The sequence below is a fragment of the Streptomyces sp. NPDC088725 genome (assembly GCF_044751305.1).
GTDB lineage: Bacteria > Actinomycetota > Actinomycetes > Streptomycetales > Streptomycetaceae > Streptomyces.
The window spans coordinates 471659-488672 of sequence record NZ_JBIVLO010000001.1; the positions used below are offsets into that span (position 1 = coordinate 471659).

The following is a 17014-nucleotide window of genomic DNA, read 5'->3' on the forward strand; positions in this document are numbered from 1 at the left end:
TCTCGCTCCGAAATCCACACCGGCGTCCACAGCGGGGTCACACCGAGGTCTCACCTCGGAGACTCACGCCGGAGACCAGGAAGGGTGCGCCTCCATGGCCAAGCAGAACGTGGCGGAGCAGTTCGTCGACATTCTCGTACGCGCGGGTGTGCGGCGGCTGTACGGAGTGGTCGGCGACAGCCTCAACCCCATCGTCGACGCCATCCGGCGCACCCGGGACATCGACTGGGTCCAGGTCAGGCACGAGGAGACCGCCGCCTTCGCCGCGGGCGCCGAGGCACAGGTCACCGGCAACCTCGCGGCCTGCGCGGGCTCCTGCGGCCCCGGCAATCTCCACCTCATCAACGGGCTGTACGACGCCCACCGTTCCATGGCTCCCGTCCTCGCGCTGGCCTCGCACATTCCGTCCGCCGAGATCGGGCTCGGCTACTTCCAGGAGACCCACCCCGACCAGCTGTTCCGGGAGTGCAGCCACTACAGCGAGATGATCTCCAACCCGAAGCAGATGCCTCGGGTGCTCCAGACCGCGATCCAGCACGCCGTCGGCCAGGGCGGCGTCAGTGTCGTCACCCTGCCGGGCGACATCGCCGCCGCACCCGCCCCGGAACGGTCGGCGGAGCAGGCGCTTGTCACCTCCCGTCCGTCCGTACGCCCCGGAGACGCCGAGATCGACCGGCTCGCCCGCATGATCGACGCGGCGGACCGCGTCACGCTCTTCTGCGGCAGCGGTACGGCGGGCGCGCACGCCGAAGTGATGCGCTTCGCGGAACGGATCAAGTCCCCGGTCGGGCACGCGCTGCGCGGTAAGGAATGGATCCAGTACGACAACCCCTTCGACGTGGGGATGAGCGGGCTGCTCGGCTACGGAGCCGCCTACGAGGCCACCCACGAGTGCGATCTGCTGATCCTGCTGGGCACGGACTTCCCGTACAACGCCTTCCTCCCCGACGACGTCAAGATCGTCCAGGTCGACGTCAGGCCCGAGCACCTGGGCCGCCGTTCCAAGCTCGACCTCGCGGTGTGGGGCGACGTGCGCGAGACCCTGACGTGTCTGACCCCGCGGGTGAAGGCCAAGACGGACCGCAGGTTCCTGGACAGAATGCTCAAGAAGCACGCCGACGCGCTGGAAGGCGTGATCAAGGCGTACACCCGCAAGGTCGACAGGCACGTCCCGATCCACCCCGAGTACGTCGCCTCCGTGCTGGACGAACTCGCCGACGACGATGCGGTGTTCACGGTCGACACCGGTATGTGCAATGTCTGGGCGGCCCGTTATCTCTCGCCGAACGGACGCCGCCGCGTCATCGGTTCCTTCAGCCACGGCTCGATGGCCAACGCGCTGCCGCAGGCCATCGGCGCGCAGTTCACGGACCGCGGCCGGCAGGTCGTCTCGATGTCGGGCGACGGCGGATTCTCCATGCTGATGGGTGACTTCCTCACCCTCGTCCAGTACGACCTGCCGGTGAAGGTCGTCCTCTTCAACAACTCCTCACTGGGAATGGTGGAGTTGGAGATGCTGGTGTCCGGCCTGCCGTCCTACGGCACCACCAACCACAACCCCGACTTCGCGGCCGTCGCCCGTGCGGCGGGCGCCTTCGGAGTGCGGGTCGAGAAGCCCAAGCAGCTCGAAAGCGCGCTCAAGGACGCCTTCAAGCACAAGGGCCCCGCGCTGGTCGACGTGGTCACCGATCCCAACGCGCTCTCCATTCCGCCGAAGATCAGCGCGGACATGGTGACGGGCTTCGCGCTCTCCGCGAGCAAGATCGTGCTGGACGGCGGGGTGGGCCGCATGGTGCAGATGGCCCGTTCCAACTTGCGCAACATGCCGAGGCCCTGAGGCAGGCACACCGGAAACAGCAGGCACACCGGAAACAACGGACGGGCGGGGCGGTGCGACGTTTCCGTCACACCGCCCCGCCCGTCCGCCGGCTGAGTGTGTCTCAGCCGAACTGCCGCTCCAGGTCCTGGAGTTTCTGCTCCAGAGAGTCCAGACGCGGTAGCGCCTGCGTGTCATCCTCCGCCGTGAGGTCGACGGTGCGTGCCTCCGTTCCCTTCACGGCCTGAAGGGAAGGGCGGGACGCGGGTGGGAGCTGGCCTTGCCCGGCTGGAACGGGCTCCGAGGAGGATCCGACGGCGGCCGCGGAGCCGCCCGACGCGTTCAGAGCGGGGACCTGACGGCCACCACGGCCGCGCGGCCAAGGCCGGTGCTGCCGGTTGAGTGCCCTTATCTGGGCCCGCTCAAGACGCTGCTGGTCCCGCCTGCGGTGACGGGTCTGCTCTTTCTGCCGCTTGTCCTCGCGGACCTCCTCCACCGCTTCGTCCAGCGTCCGTACGCCTTCGAGCAGCATCAGCGACCAGGCGCCGAAGGTCTCGCGGGGCGCGCGGAGCCACCGTACGATCCGGATCTGCGGCAGCGGGCGGGGGACGAGCCCCTGCTCGCGCAGCGCCGCACGGCGAGTCTGCTTCAGCGCGCGGTCGAAAAGCACCGCGGCGGAAAGAGACATCCCCGAGAAGAACTGCGGGGCACCGGCGTGGCCGAACCCCCGCGGCGCGTGAACCCAGTTGAACCAGGCGGCCGCTCCCGCGAACAGCCAGACCAGCAGGCGGGAGCCGAGAGCGGCGTCGCCGTGGCTGGCCTCACGTACGGCCAGGACGGAGCAGAACATCGCCGCGCCGTCCAGCCCGAACGGGACGAGGTATTCCCAGCCGCCGGTGAGGTTCAGGTTTTCCTGGCCGAAGCCGACCAGGCCGTGGAAAGACAATGCGGCGGCCACCGCGGCACAACAGAAGAGGAGTGCGTAGGAAGCGGTCGCGTACACCGCCTCCTTGCGCCTGCGGCGCTCCTCGGTGCGCTCCCAGGAGTCCTCGGTCGCGGCTTTTCCGCCGCGCTTGCCGCGCGCGAGGACTGCCACCGCCGCCAGGATGCCGACGAGCAGCACGGCGGCGGGGAGCAGCCAGTTCAGCGATATGTCGGTCAGTCGCATGCGGTGTTCCTTGCATCGCAGTAGGGCGTTTCGGGCGCCATCATGACGTAAGTGCGGTGCCCTTCTGGGGCTTTTGGTACAAGAGAACGCCAACGATGTGGTGAGGCACACACATAGGCGCGATCGGCTAGAACTGCCGTGCGGAATGCGGCTGTCATGTCCGAATTAATATCACCCTCAGAGGGGACACCAATCCCCGGGTGATGTGTTGTCAGTTGTGCGCGTTGAGCTTACGAATCCGGTCCGCGTCGCAGGTACGCGGGCAGGTGACACACATGTCCTCGGGACGGAGAGTGTAGAAGAGGCAGCAGCTCGCCCGGTCTCGGGTCGGCAACGATTCGCCGTCGGATCCGCTCAACTCGCGGAAACCCGCCCCGCCGACGTACGGTTTCGTCTCGCCGGGGAGCAGCAGCTCCAGCTCGGCCATCGCGCGCCGCTCCTCGCCGAGCAGGTGCCCGAGGTACCAGAGCCCCTCGACGATCTCGTCCGTCACCATGCCCCACAGGGCGCGCCTGCCGCGCCGCATCCGGGGCGCGAAACCTTCGAGGACCGGAGTCAGGTGTTCGGCGACGGACGTGCGCACCTCGGCGCGCAGGGCCTCCTCGTCCGGTACGACCCGGGCGCCGGGCAGTGCGGCGGCCGGGTCGCCCGGCAGGCAGGCGAAGTCGGTGACCCGTACGGTCATCCGGCCGAGCGCGCGATGGAAGGAGACCTGGTCCACGGGGACGCGAGGCACCCGGCGGTGCAGGAACCAGGGCACGGTGATCAGCAGACAGGCGGGCCAGGCGTACCGGTGCAGGGCGAAACTGGCGACCACGTCCGGGCGCGCCCGCTCTCCGTAGTCCCGCAGCACCTGCGACTCGTCCCAGGCGAGGAACGCGTCGAAGGCGGCGCCGCCCTCCGCAAGTTCCCGCGCGCCGACCCAGCCGCCGCCGGACGGCGGCCGTGCACCGCCGGTCAGCTCCTCGACGCGCAGCGCGGGAAACACGTCCGTCAGACGCGCGTACGCGGCCGATACGGAGGAGGTCCGCGGGGCGAGAGAGCCGGCGAGCAGGGCGGGAACAGTCATGCAGGGGACCACCGAATCGCGATCGTTTGCAGGTAAGCCTTACCTTACCCGATGTCATCAGTGTTTGAACTGCGGCCGTGTCCGCCTATCGTGCATATGAGCGTGCCGCCCGTGCGACCTGGGCGGACGACCGGACCGGATGCCGGAGGTGAACCCGGGTGGAGCAGGGCAGAGCACACGGGAGCGCGTCGCCGCAGCAGCACGGCCCGGGTCCCTCAGGGGGCTCCGGGACTTCCGGTACGGCGCCGGAGCCGGACGGGCTCTGCCGCGTTCCCGAGCAGGCCCGCGGAGAACACACCCACGGGGAGGTGCCCGTGGCGGGTCCGGTGCGGCGGCACTCCGTACGCGCCCAGGTCCTGAACGCCCTGCGCGACGCGCTCGTCAGCGGTCGGCTGGTGCCCGGTGAGGTGTACTCGGCCCCCGCGCTCGGCGAGCGCTTCGGGGTCTCGGCCACTCCGGTGCGCGAGGCGATGCAGCAGCTCGCGCTGGAGGGCGCGGTCGAGGTCGTGCCGAACCGCGGTTTCCGGGTGACGCGACGCAGCGCGGACGAGCTGGCCGAACTGGCCGAGATACGCGCCCTGATCGAGGTGCCGGTGATGCTGCGGCTGGCCCGTACCGTCCCCGCGGAGCGGTGGGCCGCGCTGCGCCCGCTGGCGGACGCGACCGGCGCGGCCGCCGCTCTCGGCGACCGCGCCGCGTACGCGGACCGCGACCGGACGTTCCACCGCGCGATGCTCTCGCTCTGCGGCAATCAGCAGCTCGTCATGGTCGCGGACGACCTGCACCGCCGCTCGCAGTGGGCGCTGGGCGCCCCGGCCCCGCGCCGCGCCGACCTGGTGGCCGACGCGGCGGAGCACTCCGCACTCCTGGACGCCCTGACCGCGCGGGATCTGACGGTCGTGCGGTCACTGGTGCGGGAGCACTTCACAGGCGCGAGCGGCTGAACTTCTTCCGCAGAGAGCGCGGTTGCTCGGGAACCGGCTTGGGCGCGGGCGGCCGGGGAACGGCGGCGGCCACGAGCGCCGAGGTCAGCAGCTCGGTGTCCAGCATCGTGGCGTCCGCGAGCCGGCCGGCGCCCGAGTACGCGTTCATCATGCTCTTGGCCGTCCGCAGGGCCCCGGGGGACCTGCGTATCAGCGGCTTGATCCACCGGTTGATGGCATCGTCGAGTTCCTTCTCGGTGACGACCTTGTGCAGGACGGTCAGCTCGGCTGCCCGGTCCGCGTCGAAGTTCTCGCCGGTCAGCAACAGCTCACGGACCCTGGCCGTGCCGACCTCGCTCACCAGTCGGTGCAGCGCGCCGCCCCAGGCCGGCGGCAGGCCGAGAGCGAGTTCCGGCATCCGGAAGCGGCAGTTCTCCGCCCCGGCGCGCAGGTCGCAGAAGACCGCGAGCGCGAGCCCGGCACCGATCACTCCGCCGTGCAGCCGCGCGATGGTGACCGCGTCGGTGGTCGCGAGGGCCTCACAGAGCTTGCGGGCCTTGTTGCTGACAGCACGCAGGCTGGTTCCGCTGGGATCCTCGGCGAGCAGTTCGCCGAACTCCTTGCGGTCTCCGCCGAGGCTGAAGTCGTCGCCGGCGCCGGAGAGGACCAGCACACGGACCGAGGGGTCGTCCTGCACGTCGTTGAGTACGGAAAGCAGTTCGTCCAGGAGCAGTCCGGAGATGGCGTTGCCTGTCTCGGGACTGTTCAGGCACACCTTCAGTACAGGGCCTTCGCGGTCGACACGAAGGGCCTTGAAGTCTTCCACCACGCTGATCCTTGATCCTTGATTTCGGGGGCCGTTGCCTGTGTCCGGTGCCGGCTGGTGCGTCAGGATTTGACGACCGGGAGCGTCATGATGCGCCGGAAGCCCACACGGGGCGCCCAGACGGGCTCGGCGGCGAGACGCAGTGTGGGAAAGCGCTTGAGGAGCGACGTCAGCAGAGTCGTCGCCTCCAGCCGGGCCAGCGGCGCGCCGAGGCAGTAGTGGATTCCTCCACTGAAGCTCAGGTGGGTGGTCCTGCGGCGGATGTCGAAGATCTCGGGATTCGCGTGCTGACGCGGATCGTGGTTGGCGGCGCCGACCATGAGGTGCACCATCTGGTCGCGCTGGACGGGCACTCCGCCGAGGAGGGTGTCCTCGGGAGCGATCCGGCTGATCACGTGGTTGGGGGAGTCGTAACGCAGCACCTCTTCGACCGCGCCCGGGACATGCTCGGGGTGCTTGCTCAGCCACCTCATCTGACGCGGGTGCGCCAGGACCAGCCGCGTCATGGTGGACAGCAGGGTCGAGGTGGTCTCGGGCGCGGCCAGCAGGACGAGGAGCGCGAGGTAGTAGACGGCTTCGTCGGCCGCCTCCTGGTCGGGCTCGAGCGCGTCCCAGGTCCGTATCCACACGGAGATGGGGTCGTCCCCCGGGGTCTTGCGGCGCTCCCGCACGACCGCGGTGAAGTACTCACGGAGCTGGTGGGTCGCCGCGTCGGACCGCGCGAGCTGGCTCGCCGAGGGAAGCAGTTCCTGGGCGAAGACCTGGTCACGGGTCAACGACTGCAGCAGTCCGTAATCGGCGGGCGGCAGCGCGAGCCATTCGCCGATCGTGGCTATCGGCAATTGATCGCTGACTATGGAACTGAAATCAGCCTCGCCCTTCCGCAAATTTTTCGCGAGCTGATCCAGAAGCCTGTCGGTCGTTTTGTCGATCGCCTTGCCGATGACCCCGAGGGATTTCCGGTCGTAGATATTACCCAAAGACCGCCGCACCCGAGTGTGATGCGGCGGATTGAGTGCGGGAAGGGTCTTTCCCATTTCGCGTGAAGAGACTGCGTTCCAGCGTGTGGAGCTGCCCTGCCTGGCGCGCCAGTCACTGTCCGGTACCTGCCAGCCCCGATCTCTTAAGACCTGGTCGCACAGGTGGTAGGAGGTCACCAGGTGCCCGCCCCAGGGAGCCGGAACAACATCTCCCATCGACCTGAGTTTCTTGTAGAAAGGCAGTGGACTCGCTTGTCCATTCGCCGTGCGGAGGCGAGAGAAAAGCGATACCACGGACCTTCGGTCGATGGACGGGGCAGCCAGGGGGGGCTTCACTGCGACTCCTTTTTGGGAAGATTACCTAAGTTTCACCAGCCCCTGTATACCCGTACGGTTGAACATGTATTCGACCGGAAACGTCTTCCGGATGTTGCGAACGTCACACCTTCCACCAGGTCAGGAATCCACTCCACCAACTACCCTTTTGCCCCTTGCCGCGGGGGTCCTGGGACGGCGCGTTTCCGGCGGACCGGCCGTCGCCCGGGAAGGGGCTGGGTGCCCGCCTTTCGAGCCGTACCGGGGTGAACCGGGCGGGCAGGGCGTTGAGCGCCCGGTGGAACGGACCCGGTCGCCAGGTCAGCGAGTCGGCGTGCACGCCCAGCTCGATGTCCGGCAGGGAGTTGAGCAGTTTCTCGATGGCGAGGACCGAGATCAGCAGCGCGGGATCCTTGGCCGGGCAGGCGTGCGGGCCCGCTCCCCAGGCGAGGTGAGCCCGCTTGCTGAGCGTCTGCCGGCTCGCGGACAGGCTCGGGTCGCTGTTGGCCGCGGCGAAGCTGATGACCACCGGACTGCCGGCGCTCAGCTTGCTTCCCGCGAGATCCACGTCGTACACGGGGTAGTGCACGGCGTAGTTGGCGATCGGCGGGCTGTTCCACAGGACGTCGTTGATGGCGTCCTCGACCAGCAGGCCCGCCGAGTGGTGACCGCCCGCGTACTTGTCGTCGGACAGCAGCAGGCGCAGGGAGCTGGCGATGATGTTCTGCATCGGCTCCGCACCCGCCCCGATGAGCAGGACCAGCTGGTGGATCATCTCTTCGTCGGTCAGGCCGACCTGGTGCTGCATCAGCCAGGTGGTGACGTCCTCGCCCGGCTGGGCGCGCTTGAGGGCGACCAGCTCGAACAGGGACTCCGTCAGCACCTCGTTGGCGCGCTCGGCGTCGACTCCGTCGAACAGGCCGGAGAAGCCGAAGATCAGCCGGTCACCGATCTCGGCCGGGCAGCCGAAGAGGTCGTTGAATATCAGCAGCGGCAGCAACTGCGCGTAGTCGGTGATCAGGTCGGCCTTGCCCCGGCCGCTGAACTGGTCGATGAGGTACGCGGCGAGGCGCTCGACGTTCCGGCTCACCCGGTGCATGTCGATCTTGGCCAGACTGTCCGTCACCGCCTGCCGCAGCCGCAGGTGCTCGGGGCCGTCGGAGAACATGGAGTTCGGCCGGTACATCATCATCGGCAGGACCGGGCTGTCCTCGGGCACCCGCCCCTCGCTGAGCGCACGCCAGCGGCGTGAGTCCCGCGCGAAGACGTCGGGGTTCTGCAGCACGTGGAGCGCCGCCGCGTAATCCGTGACGAGCGTGGCCTCCAGGCCGGGGGACAGCTCGACCGGACCGCTCGGGCCGAACTGCCGGAGGTAGTCGTAGAACGCGTTCGGGTCAGTCGCGAACTCGGCTCCGTGCAGCGGCACGGTCTGCGGGGCCTGCTGGACCTGCGTGGCGTTGTCGTAGACCGTGCCTGGCGGCGAAGCCTGATGTTCCTGATGAAAGTTCATGTCTGACTCCTAGCGAAGACGCGACTGGAGATAACGGACGAGAACGATGAGGGAGTTCGCCGAAGATTTCTCGTCACGCGGGTCGCAGGTTACAAGGGGCGTCTCGGGCAGGAGGTCGAGGGCTTCCCGTATCTCTTCGTCCGAGTGGGACGGCGTACCGTCGAACCGGTTCACCGCGATGGTGTACGGAATTCCGTACTGCTCCACCAGGTCCATCACCGCGAACGATTCGTCGAGACGCCCCGGGTCGACCAGGACCAGCGCCCCGAGCGCTCCCCGGGACATGTCTTCCCACACCTGAACGAAGCGCTGCTGTCCGGGTGTTCCGAACAGATAGAGCACCAGTTGCTCGCTCAGAGTGAGCCGGCCGAAGTCCATGGCGACCGTGGTCGTGGTCTTGCCGTGGACACCTTTGAGGTCGTCGACGTCGGCTCCCGCCTGCGTCATCACTTCCTCGGTGCGCAGCGGCGGGATTTCGGACATGGTCCCGATGAAGGTCGTCTTGCCTACGGCGAAGTGGCCGACCACGAGGATCTTCGCCGCGGTCTGTACCGATTCCTGAAGGTACACGTTGTCATCCGAAGCGAGCTTGGAGCCCATTCAGCACCTCCTCGAGGATTTGTCTGTCGACCAGCTTGGCTGCGGGGATGGGGGAACGCGTGAAGAGATAGCCCTCCTCTGTGAGGTCGGCCAGCAGAATCTTCACGACACCTACAGGAAGGTGTGAGTGCCCCGAAATCTCCGCGACCGAGAGGTAACCGCCGGCACACAGGTCGAGCAGGCGGCGCTTCTCCGGATCCAGATTCGCTGTCCGCGGAGCATCCGCGGCAGCGGTGACCAGGGTGATCAGTGAGAACTTGTTGTCATCCACCAACTCACGGCCATTGGTGATGACATACGGTCGCACTAATGCACCGGTGATTATCTCCTGCTCCGGGTCGTCCTGCGGCGTCATCACTTGGCGTCAGCGTTCTCGCGAGGAGGACTGGTCAGAGCCTTGCCGAGCTGGCCCACCAACTGCTGCATGCGGAAGGTGATCTCTGCCATGTCGACCTCGGGCGACGCGGAGACGGCGAGGTAGGCGCCTTCGCCGGCGGAGATCAGAAACACCCAGCCGCCGTCGAACTCGACCAGGGTCTGGCGCCACAGCATGCGGGTGCTGGGACCGTCACAGAAATCGGCCACCGTACGGCTCAGCGACTGCATTCCGCTCATCGCGGCGGCGATGGTGTCGGCGTGGTCCTTGCCGACCTCATTCGAGCGGGCCATGAGGAGACCGTCGGCCGAAACGAGAATCGCGTGTCGCGCTTCGGGCACTTCGAGAGCGCTGTCAAGCATCCATGACAGATCGTAGTTCACTAGACCTCATGTCCTTCGCTGCTTGCATTGGTGGAGCGACGGCCCGACTGGGTGCCCCGCTGGAACGCGCCCATTACTGATGCCGCGCTCTCGCTGGAGCGGGCGGGAGCCTCGGTCGTCTCGGCCTCCGGGACGATCGAAATGGCGCCGCGCCTGCGGCGCTTGGGCAATCCGCCGAATGTGGTCGCGGGGGCCGGCTGATCCTCTTCGGGCATTCTCGGGGCGGGTGTCGGCACGGCGGGCATCTCCTGGGCTGCGGGCGCTGCTGCGGGCGCGGCTGCGGTTGCGGGCGCGGGCGCGACAGGCTGCTCGGGCACGGACGTCAGCAGTTCCTCGGGAAGCAGGACGACCGCTCGCACGCCACCGTACGGAGAAGTGGAGTCCACCGAGACGCTGAACCCGTAGCGGGCCGCGAGTACGCCGATCACGGTGAAGCCGAACTGGGGCGGGTTGCCGAGACCGGAGACGCCGGGGGAGCGCCGGCTCGACAACAGCTGCGCGGCCCGGGCCTTCTCCTCCTCGTTCATACCGACACCGGCGTCGTCCACGATGATGCAGACGCCCTTGGGAACAGGACGAATGTTGATCTCGATCATCGTTTCCGGTGCCGAATAACTGGTGGCGTTGTCCAGCAATTCGGCGAGCGTGAGAGCGACCGGCTCCACGGCGCGGCTGACGATGGCGAAATTGCTCTGGGAGCGAATCTCCACGCGCGTGTAGTGACGAATGCGGCCCTTGGCGCTGCGCACGACGTCGTACAGAGAAGCCGCTGCTCGCTGCCTGCCGAGCCAGCCGTCACAGAGGACGGCGATCGACTGGGCGCGCCGCGCGAACTGCGAGTTCATGTGGTCGATTTCGAGCAAGTCCTGGAGAACCTGAAGCTCTCCGTACTTCCCCTGCAACTTGGAAATCGCCAACTGCTGTTCACCCGCGAGGCCCTGAAGGGTCCTCATGGAAGCCTTCAGAGCGTTCTTCGTGCCTTCCTCTGCTCTTTCCTTGGCTTCCTCGACTGCCTCGGAGTAGTGGTTCTCAAGATCCGCGTAACGGTTCTTGAGTTCCTCCTTCTCCTTCTGCATCTTCGCTATGGATTTTCTACCGCGAATAATCGCGGTAGCAGCGACGGGGGTTCCAACTATCAGACCCCAGAGCGCTGGATCCTGAATGTATTGAGTCATAAGGCTCTCTTCAAGCTACTGGGCCACCAGGTATTGAAAGTCTGAGTGATGCGTCGAGCGTGTCCGCGTAGTCAGGCGTGCGGATGCGGGATAGTCTCACACCTGGGCGGGATTGTGCACCGCATGGCAGCGTGATCATCTTAGCAGCAAGCGGAGGGACGCCGTCCATGTGATGTGTTGCATTTGTGCAGCTGAAGTAAATTCAAAAACGATCCCTTTTGGGGCTGGTTGGCCACTGTCGTCTACCTCTTGATGGATGCGGTAAACCCCCCGGGGGTGCCGGGGAATCCGCTGAGTTCAGTAGCATGCGCGGATGGCTGACCTGTACCGGGATCCGGAAACGGCTCAACGACGCTGCGCCGTGCGCTACTTGTGGCGGCTGATCAGGAGTCAGAAGTCCCGGATCGCGGCAGGCTCGCTGTTCGGCACTCTGGGGACGGTCGGTCTGACCGTGCCGCCCTGTCTGCTCTCCCACGCCCTCGACGACGGTCTCGGCGCGGGCCGCGGCGCCCAGTTGGCGGGCAGCGCCGGCGCGTCCGGCTCGTAAGGGCGCTCCTCGCCGACCCCGAGGTGCTGCCGGCCGTCGAATCCACCTCGGCGGTCGACGCGGTCGGCGCCGACTGGGTGTGGGAGCTGCCGGCCGGACTGGACATCGCGCTGGGCGCGGGTGAGCAGCGGGTCGACGGCGCGCAGTCGCAACAACTGGCCCTGGCACGGGTTGTGTTGACCGACCCCCACACACTCATTCTTGACGAGGCGACCGCACTGCTCGACCCCGTGACCGCGCGCCACGCGGAGCGGGCGCTCGCGGCGGTCCTCGAAGGACGGACGGTCATCGCCATCGCACACCGCCTCCGGACCGCGCGCGACGCGGACCGGGTGGCGGTGCTCGACGACGGCCGGATCACCGAACTCGGCACACACGACGCTCTGGTGGCGGACGGCGGCTCGTACGCGGAGCTGTGGCGCTCCTGGCACGGCTGAAACGTGCCTGAGCGACTGCGGATTCAGACGGTCGCGGGCGGGGTCAGCTGTTCGGCGAGCCAGGTCGGTACCCCGCCCAGCAGCCGGAAGAGCCGGCCCGCCTCCGCGCGCAGACGGGCCGCCTCCGGTTCCGGCTGCGCGTCCGCGAGGGCCGCGAGCGCCGGCGCCGTACCCACGAGGTATCCCAACTCCTCGCGAATCCTGAGGGATTCGCCGAAGCCGTGCCGCGCCTGATCCAACTCGCCTTCCCTCAGGGCGAGTCCGGCCAGATGACGCCAGGTGAACGAGAGCAGCAGCGTGTGGCCGTGCGCCTTGGCGCCCGCGTGGGCACGGCGGTACGCGGGGCCCGCCGACTGCGGGGAGTCCGACAGGTGCTCGGCGACCAGACCGCGGCGGAAGTCGAGCAGCGCGCGGCCCGGCGTACTCGGGTCGAGCAGCGCGGCCGCCCTGCCGAGCGCGGCGCGCGCCTCGTCCGCGCGGTCCCGTACGCCGAGCACGGTCGAGGCGTAGGCGAGGTGGCCGCGCTCGCAGGCGGCCTCGCCGCGTTCGGCGTCCTCGTGAGCCGTGGCCTCGGCGGTACGCAGCGCGTCCTCGGCCTCCGCCCAGCCCTGGGCGGTGAACAGGCAGCGCTCGACGAGCAGCGCGGCACGCTGGAGCGCCGGTGCGGCGGCGGTGGCATGGGGGATGAGGAGGGCCGCCGCGTCGGTCCAGCAGCCGCGCGAACGCAGCCGCCAGACCGCGGTCTGGAGTGGGTCGTCACCGGCAGTGGTTCCGGAACCAGACATGGCGGTACGCACCACATTGTCCTCCCCAAGCGCGCCATTGTGCTGTTGAGTGTGGACGCATCTCAGCACGGATCCGGACCCCGGACCATAGGGCGGGTGAATTTTTTCACAATCCCTCGGCCGGGAACGGCGGCCCCAAGTAGCGGCGGAGTGTGGCCCCGTGAGGTCCGATCGGCGCGGCGCCGAACCGCGATCACGGCCGTCACCTGGGACGACGTGAGAGGCGGTCGGTCGGCGCGTCCACCGGTGGCGGGGGTGCGAACGGCCGGTGGATCATGGCCTGGCCCGAGGGGATGACGCCGGTCAACACGGCGTCGGCCGAACCGGCTTGGCCCGGCCGGGACGGCTTGGTCAGCACGACTTGGCCGGGACGGCTTGGTCAACGAGTGCCTGACGACGCCTCGGCTCCGCCGCGGTCCGCCCAGCCGCGGCCTGTCCCGCCCGCTCTCAGCTCATCCGCAGCGCGAGGAAGAAGTCCACCTTGTCCTCCAGGCGTGACAGGTCCCTGCCCGTCAACTGCTCGATCCTGCCCACCCGGTACCGCAACGTGTTCACATGCAGGTGCAACTGGGCCGCGCACCGCGTCCATGAACCGTCGCTGCCCAGAAAGGCTTCCAGCGTGGGGATCAGCTCCGCGCGGTGGCGCCGGTCGTAGTCACGCAGCGGGTCGAGCAGCCGCGCGGTGAAGGCGCGCCGTACGTCGTCGGGCACGAAGGGCAGCAGCAGGACGTGCGAGGCCAGCTCGTGGTGGCCCGCCGCGCAGACCGGCCCCGGCCGGGCCGCCGCCACGCGGCGGGCGTGCCTGGCCTCCTCCAGCGCGCCGCGCAGCCCCTCCGCGGAGTCCACCGGCGCGCTCACACCCAGCGTCAGCCGGCCGTCGTTCCCGAGACCCGCCGCCAGGGGCGCGCGGACGGCGGCGATGAGCGCGTCCGCGTGCAGCCCGGCGTGCTCCGGCCGCGCGCCCCGGCCCTGCCCGGAGTCGCCCGGGTGCTGCCCGCCGGGCTCCGCACGGGCCGTGTCCGGGCCGTCCGCGGTCGCGGGAAGCGGCACCAGCGCGATTGCCTCCTCGCCCAGGTGTGCCACGGCGATCCGGTCGGACGCGTCGTGCGCGTCAGAAACGCCGACCCAGCCGACCCCGCCCGCCCCGTCGGAGCCGCGTGAACCGTCGACTCCGCCGGACCCGCCGGACCCGTCCGGGCACTCCGCACTCTCCCGCACGGCTACCGGCCCCGCCAGGATCTCCTCCAGCGCCGACTGGGCGATCCCACCGCTCGCGACGGCCGGGCCGTCCCCCGCCCACTCCACCCTCGCCACCACGATCTGCCAGCGCGGACCGGCTCCGAGACCCGGCAGCAGAATCGGCGCGGCGACCCGCAGCCGCGCGGCGACCTCGGCCGGGGGTGCGCCCGTCAGGACCAGTTCGAGGACCTCCTGCGCGAGCCGGCGCCGTACGGTACGGGCCGCGTCGCGCCGGTCGCGTTCGACCGCGATCAGCTGGGTGACCCCCTGGAGCAGATCGAGCCTGGCCGCCGGCCAGTCGCCCGCATCCGCCTCGACGGCGAGCAGCCAGTCGGAGAGCACCGTCTCGCGCACGTTCCGCCCGGCCGGACTCTCGCCGGGCCCCGGCTCACCGCCCGGCCCGCGCCCGGGGGCACGTACGGGGAAGAGCGAGTACGAGGTCCCCGCGACAGCGACCCGGTAGGGGCCCCGGCGCCCGGTGCGCGTGGCCGCCAGATGCTCTCCGGCCAGGGCCGCCGCCCGTGCGGCGGACAGCGGGTGTCCCGCGCCCGCGATCCGACGGCCCGTGGGCGAGAGCACCCAGGCCCGCAGATCGAGGTCGGAGGCGAGCAGGTCGAGGACCACCTCGGGCCCGCCTCCCGCTGGGCCGGACGTCATCAGCCTGCGGTGCCGGTCGACGACCGCCGCCAGGTCGCCGGCCCGCTCGCCGGACACCTGGCGGACCACGTACTCGGTGACCGTCGCGAACGCGACGTTCTCGTCCACCGCGAACAGCGGCAGCCGGTGGCGTGCGGCCGCCTCGACCAGGTCGTCGGGGATGGCGCCCAGCTCGGCCTCGCCCGCGGCCAGCCCCGCCACCCCGGCGGCCACCAGGATGCGTACGAACGGCTCGCTGTCATCAGCGGTGCGCCGCCACGCGAGGCCGGTGAGGACCAGCTCGCCGCCCGACAGATAGCGGCTGGGGTCCCGCAGATCGGTGGTCATCACGCCCCGGACGCTCCGGTCCAGCCCGTCGCCGCCGCCGAGCAGCCGCAGGCCCAGCGCGTCGGTCTCCAGCAGTGCGCGCAGCCGCATCTCGTCGCCGCCGATCTCTCTCGTCGTTCCGGGGTACACCGTTGTTCTTCGGACCCCGGGGTGCCGGCCGGCGGTGTTCAGGTTTCCGGAGGAAGCCGGTGGGGTTACCGGTCCCCACCTTTTCGTTCGAATCTACAAGACCCGAATGGCGGCCGGTCAACTCCTTCATGGTTTCGGTGACTGCACCGGGACGGCGTTTGTCTTGTGTACTGGGAGCACACCGCTGTACCGGGAACACACCGCGTCCCCGGCCGGAGAAAAACCGGAGAACAAGCCGGGCAGCAAGCCGAGGAACAAGAGGAACCACCCGCCGCGCACGCCGAATCCCCGGGAGAGGCCGCTGATGGACTTCCTTCGCCCCGCAAGCTGGGAGGACGCGCTCGCCGCCAAGGCCGAGCATCCGACCGCCGTGCCCATCGCGGGGGGTACGGACATCATGGTCGAGATCAACTTCGACCACCGGCGCCCCGCCGGCCTCCTGGACCTGAACCGCATCCCTGAGCTGCGCGCATGGGCGGTCGGCGAGGAGTACGTCCAGCTGGGCGCGTCGGTCCCGTACGCCCACATCATGGAGCACCTGCGCGCCGAACTGCCGGGGCTCGCGCTCGCCTCCCACACCGTCGCCTCGCCGCAGATCCGCAACCGTGGTGGCGTCGGCGGCAACCTCGGCACCGCGTCGCCGGCCGGGGACGCGCATCCGGCGCTGCTCGCGGCCGGCGCGGAGGTCGAGGTGGAGTCCGTACGGGGCTCGCGCCGCATCCCGATCGACGCCTTCTACACCGGCGTCAAACGCAACGCACTCGCCCCCGACGAACTCATCAAGTGGGTGCACGTCAAGAAGGCGGGCGGACCGCAGCAGTACGGGAAAGTCGGCACCCGCAACGCGATGGTCATCGCCGTATGCGCCTTCGGCCTCGCCCTGCACCCCGGGACGCGCACGGTGAGGACCGGCATCGGATCAGCCGCCCCGACCCCCGTACGGGCCCATGACGCGGAACTTTTTCTGAACGCGGCGCTCGAAGAAGGCGGCTTCTGGGACAGCGGCGAGACCATCACACCGTCGATCGCCGCACAGTTCGCGCAGCTCGCCTCCGCCGCCTGCAATCCCATCGACGATGTGCGCGGGACCGCGAAGTACCGCCGCCACGCGGTCGGCGTCCTGGCCCGCCGCCAGCTCGGCTGGGCCTGGGAGCAATACCGCGCCGGCCACTCTCTCGAAGGAGCTGCCTGACCATGCGTGTGACCTTCACCGTCAACGGGCGCGAACAGGAAGCCGACGATGTGTGGGAAGGCGAGAGCCTGCTCTACGTCCTGCGCGAGCGCATGGGGTTTCCGGGCTCGAAGAACGCCTGTGAGCAGGGCGAGTGCGGCAGCTGTACGGTGCGGCTCGACGGCGTCCCGGTCTGCTCCTGCCTCGTGGCGGCCGGTCAGGTCGAGGGGCGTGAGGTCCTGACGGTCGAAGGCCTCGCGGAGTACGCAGAGCAGCGCGACCACGCCCGCTCCGGGGGCGATCCGCGCTCGGACAACGCAGGATCGGAGCACGGCAGGGACCCGCAACTGTCCCCGGTCCAGCAGGCGTTCATCGACGCCGGCGCCGTGCAGTGCGGTTTCTGCACCCCCGGGCTGCTCGTCACCGCCGACGAGATGCTGGAGCGCAACCCCTCGCCCACCGACGCGGACATCCGCGAGGCCCTGTCGGGCAACCTCTGCCGCTGCACGGGATACGAGAAGATCCTCGACGCGGTCCGCCTCGCCGCCGCGCGGCAGGACCGTACGGAAGAGGCGGTCTGA

The 17014-nt window shown here is 69.1% G+C and carries 16 protein-coding genes and 1 pseudogene; 6 read left to right on the forward strand and 11 right to left on the reverse strand.

The window, feature by feature from the left end; genetic code table 11:
• The first annotated feature begins 94 nt into the window (after positions 1 to 94).
• Entirely contained in the window at positions 95 to 1837 is a 1743-nt protein-coding gene (locus ACIP6N_RS02040; RefSeq protein WP_401812078.1) for a pyruvate dehydrogenase, read from the forward strand.
• A gap of 103 nt (positions 1838 to 1940) precedes the next feature.
• Here the strand turns inward: ACIP6N_RS02040 and ACIP6N_RS02045 are convergent, their stop codons facing one another.
• Entirely contained in the window at positions 1941 to 2984 is a 1044-nt protein-coding gene (locus ACIP6N_RS02045; protein ID WP_401812080.1) for a DUF2637 domain-containing protein, read from the reverse strand.
• Positions 2985 to 3195: 211 nt separating this feature from the next.
• Positions 3196 to 4053, reverse strand: coding sequence for a (2Fe-2S)-binding protein (locus ACIP6N_RS02050; RefSeq protein ID WP_401812081.1), 858 nt, complete (start codon positions 4051 to 4053; stop codon positions 3196 to 3198).
• Positions 4054 to 4211: 158 nt separating this feature from the next.
• Here ACIP6N_RS02050 and ACIP6N_RS02055 point away from each other — a divergent pair, with 158 nt between their 5' ends.
• Positions 4212 to 4997 (forward strand): GntR family transcriptional regulator, encoded by a 786-nt coding sequence (locus tag ACIP6N_RS02055; protein ID WP_401812082.1) that lies wholly within the window; start codon positions 4212 to 4214, stop codon positions 4995 to 4997.
• Here the strand turns inward: ACIP6N_RS02055 and ACIP6N_RS02060 are convergent.
• From ACIP6N_RS02060 to ACIP6N_RS02090, 7 genes are all read right to left on the reverse strand, one after another.
• The gene (locus ACIP6N_RS02060) at positions 4978 to 5805 is read right to left on the reverse strand and encodes an enoyl-CoA hydratase/isomerase family protein (RefSeq protein ID WP_401812083.1); all 828 of its coding nucleotides are present in this window, start codon (positions 5803 to 5805) and stop codon (positions 4978 to 4980) included. The two genes, ACIP6N_RS02055 and ACIP6N_RS02060, sit on opposite strands and share 20 nt — an antisense overlap.
• A 59-nt stretch (positions 5806 to 5864) precedes the next feature.
• Positions 5865 to 7118 carry a cytochrome P450 gene (locus ACIP6N_RS02065; protein ID WP_401812085.1) on the reverse strand — a complete coding sequence of 418 codons (1254 nt, stop codon included), beginning with the start codon at positions 7116 to 7118 and terminating at the stop codon, positions 5865 to 5867.
• Between the two features lie 103 nt (positions 7119 to 7221).
• On the reverse strand, positions 7222 to 8607 hold the full coding sequence (locus ACIP6N_RS02070) for a cytochrome P450 (RefSeq protein WP_401812086.1): 1386 nt from the start codon (positions 8605 to 8607) through the stop codon (positions 7222 to 7224).
• Between the two features lie 9 nt (positions 8608 to 8616).
• Complete coding sequence (locus ACIP6N_RS02075) at positions 8617 to 9207, reverse strand: GTP-binding protein (protein ID WP_401812087.1); 591 nt, start codon at positions 9205 to 9207, stop codon at positions 8617 to 8619.
• A complete protein-coding gene (locus ACIP6N_RS02080) occupies positions 9182 to 9562 on the reverse strand; it encodes a DUF742 domain-containing protein (RefSeq protein ID WP_401812617.1) in 381 nt (126 codons plus the stop codon). The genes ACIP6N_RS02075 and ACIP6N_RS02080 overlap by 26 nt, the downstream gene beginning before the upstream one ends.
• A complete protein-coding gene (locus ACIP6N_RS02085) occupies positions 9562 to 9966 on the reverse strand; it encodes a roadblock/LC7 domain-containing protein (protein WP_401812089.1) in 405 nt (134 codons plus the stop codon). The genes ACIP6N_RS02080 and ACIP6N_RS02085 overlap by 1 nt, the downstream gene beginning before the upstream one ends.
• Complete coding sequence (locus ACIP6N_RS02090; protein ID WP_401812091.1) at positions 9966 to 11141, reverse strand: ATP-binding protein; 1176 nt, start codon at positions 11139 to 11141, stop codon at positions 9966 to 9968. The genes ACIP6N_RS02085 and ACIP6N_RS02090 overlap by 1 nt, the downstream gene beginning before the upstream one ends.
• A gap of 313 nt (positions 11142 to 11454) precedes the next feature.
• On the opposite strand from ACIP6N_RS02090, the gene ACIP6N_RS02095 reads away from it, so the two are divergent.
• Complete coding sequence (locus ACIP6N_RS02095) at positions 11455 to 11688, forward strand: hypothetical protein (protein ID WP_401812092.1); 234 nt, start codon at positions 11455 to 11457, stop codon at positions 11686 to 11688.
• 50 nt (positions 11689 to 11738) lie between these two features.
• Positions 11739 to 12125 (forward strand): annotated as a pseudogene (locus ACIP6N_RS02100) (ABC transporter ATP-binding protein); the annotation flags it as partial.
• A gap of 23 nt (positions 12126 to 12148) precedes the next feature.
• Here the strand turns inward: ACIP6N_RS02100 and ACIP6N_RS02105 are convergent.
• Positions 12149 to 12925 carry a hypothetical protein gene (locus ACIP6N_RS02105; RefSeq protein WP_401812094.1) on the reverse strand — a complete coding sequence of 259 codons (777 nt, stop codon included), beginning with the start codon at positions 12923 to 12925 and terminating at the stop codon, positions 12149 to 12151.
• 432 nt (positions 12926 to 13357) lie between these two features.
• A complete protein-coding gene (locus ACIP6N_RS02110) occupies positions 13358 to 15223 on the reverse strand; it encodes a PucR family transcriptional regulator ligand-binding domain-containing protein (RefSeq protein WP_401812618.1) in 1866 nt (621 codons plus the stop codon).
• 343 nt (positions 15224 to 15566) lie between these two features.
• Here ACIP6N_RS02110 and ACIP6N_RS02115 point away from each other — a divergent pair, with 343 nt between their 5' ends.
• Together ACIP6N_RS02115 and ACIP6N_RS02120 are read left to right on the forward strand one after the other, a co-directional pair.
• Positions 15567 to 16454 carry an FAD binding domain-containing protein gene (locus ACIP6N_RS02115; protein ID WP_401812096.1) on the forward strand — a complete coding sequence of 296 codons (888 nt, stop codon included), beginning with the start codon at positions 15567 to 15569 and terminating at the stop codon, positions 16452 to 16454.
• 2 nt (positions 16455 to 16456) lie between these two features.
• Entirely contained in the window at positions 16457 to 17014 is a 558-nt protein-coding gene (locus ACIP6N_RS02120; protein WP_401812098.1) for a (2Fe-2S)-binding protein, read from the forward strand.

Excerpts from the sequence above, each read along its gene's own strand:
- ACIP6N_RS02050 (WP_401812081.1), bottom strand. The coding sequence starts at position 4,053 with ATGACTGTTCCCGCCCTGCTCGCCGGCTCTCTCGCCCCGCGGACCTCC.
- ACIP6N_RS02080 (WP_401812617.1), bottom strand. The coding sequence starts at position 9,562 with ATGACGCCGCAGGACGACCCGGAGCAGGAGATAATCACCGGTGCATTA.
- ACIP6N_RS02095 (WP_401812092.1), top strand. The coding sequence starts at position 11,455 with ATGGCTGACCTGTACCGGGATCCGGAAACGGCTCAACGACGCTGCGCC.
- ACIP6N_RS02115 (WP_401812096.1), top strand. The coding sequence starts at position 15,567 with ATGGACTTCCTTCGCCCCGCAAGCTGGGAGGACGCGCTCGCCGCCAAG.
- ACIP6N_RS02120 (WP_401812098.1), top strand. The coding sequence starts at position 16,457 with ATGCGTGTGACCTTCACCGTCAACGGGCGCGAACAGGAAGCCGACGAT.
- ACIP6N_RS02090 (WP_401812091.1), bottom strand. The coding sequence starts at position 11,141 with ATGACTCAATACATTCAGGATCCAGCGCTCTGGGGTCTGATAGTTGGA.
- ACIP6N_RS02040 (WP_401812078.1), top strand. The coding sequence starts at position 95 with ATGGCCAAGCAGAACGTGGCGGAGCAGTTCGTCGACATTCTCGTACGC.
- ACIP6N_RS02075 (WP_401812087.1), bottom strand. The coding sequence starts at position 9,207 with ATGGGCTCCAAGCTCGCTTCGGATGACAACGTGTACCTTCAGGAATCG.
- ACIP6N_RS02110 (WP_401812618.1), bottom strand. The coding sequence starts at position 15,223 with ATGCGGCTGCGCGCACTGCTGGAGACCGACGCGCTGGGCCTGCGGCTG.
- ACIP6N_RS02070 (WP_401812086.1), bottom strand. The coding sequence starts at position 8,607 with ATGAACTTTCATCAGGAACATCAGGCTTCGCCGCCAGGCACGGTCTAC.
- ACIP6N_RS02045 (WP_401812080.1), bottom strand. The coding sequence starts at position 2,984 with ATGCGACTGACCGACATATCGCTGAACTGGCTGCTCCCCGCCGCCGTG.